1 protein-coding gene is annotated in these 1,127 nt (G+C 64.2%); it reads right to left on the bottom strand.

Annotated elements, in window-relative coordinates; genetic code table 11:
- A partial coding sequence (locus L692_RS32450; protein WP_036722403.1) for an FG-GAP repeat domain-containing protein occupies positions 1 to 1,127 on the bottom strand: 1,127 nt, incomplete at both ends.

Genomic DNA, 1,127 nt, shown 5'->3' with positions numbered 1-1,127 from the left:
GCCGTTGCGGATGCGCACAAGATCGGTAAGCCCGTCGCCGGACAGATCCGCCAGATAAATCGACTGCTCCCCGTCCGCCAGCACGAGCCTCGGACCTAATTCCTCGCCGGAATGCTGCCGAACCAGGCGGGCAGGGCCGAACCCCTCTTTCCCCAGCGACGGATACCAGGTGAATGCCTCATCCTCTGTAATCAGCACATCGGCGCGGCCGTCGCCGTCCAGATCGATGAAGCAGAGATTCGGATCATCCCAGGAGATATTCGGTCCCTGCCGGAAAGGCGAGAACGGCTCCCAATTCCCGTCCCCGGTCCGTCCATACACTCCCGGCGCGGGACCGTCCAGCACCGCCAGACCGATTCGTCCGTTCCCTTCAATATCCAGCAGCCCCTGCCGTCCGCCGGGAAAATCCGCAGCGGCGGGCCTTAGAGCTACAACTTCTCGCGGGCCGAAGCGGCCCCCGCCCAGATTAGGGTTATAGAACCAGGCGCGGGCCTGCTCCGTCAGGATGCCCGGCAATCCCTCCCGGTTCAGATCCACCCACCGGGAGGCCGCAGCGCCGAATCCGGGCGGCGGACACTCTACGCTCTCTGGCTCCAGTTCCCGGATGTCCGGCCGAATGTCCAGCTTGCTGTATTCGAACTCAACTGGGGGCATCGCTTGCCGGATGTAAGGGACATAGACGACGCCATCTCGCTCGGTCACGGGCCTGCTCTCATCACGAATGTACCCGGCTTGGGTAACGGCCCGCAGAAAGGACGCCGCGCGGGTGCTTCCCTGGTGCGCAAGCTCGGCTTCTGCCGGCACAGACCGGGCCGCGCCGCCGTAGTCGAAGTCCGCATATTCAAACTCCGTGGAGCGCACGAGATACGGCTCGCTGCCAAGCTCCGCGAAGCGGTGGAACATAAGCATGCGGCGGCAGCGGCGGTATGTGCGCACCTCAAACCCGGCCCGGTAGGACGAGAATGGGTCCGGCCGCGCCGCCCATCCGGAGCCGGGATCAACGGAAGCGTGAACCAGCCGTTTCACTCCGGCGGGGTCTTCTTCGCCGTTACCCGAAGCCTGCAAAGGACCGGGATCTTCATAATGTCCCTCCTCATAGTCGAAGACGGCCTCAAACAGCCATTCCG

The sequence above is a fragment of the Paenibacillus forsythiae T98 genome (genome assembly GCF_000520735.1).
GTDB classification, from domain to species: Bacteria; Bacillota; Bacilli; order Paenibacillales; family Paenibacillaceae; genus Paenibacillus_AQ; species Paenibacillus_AQ forsythiae.
This window is presented reverse-complemented; position numbering and strand designations above follow the sequence as displayed.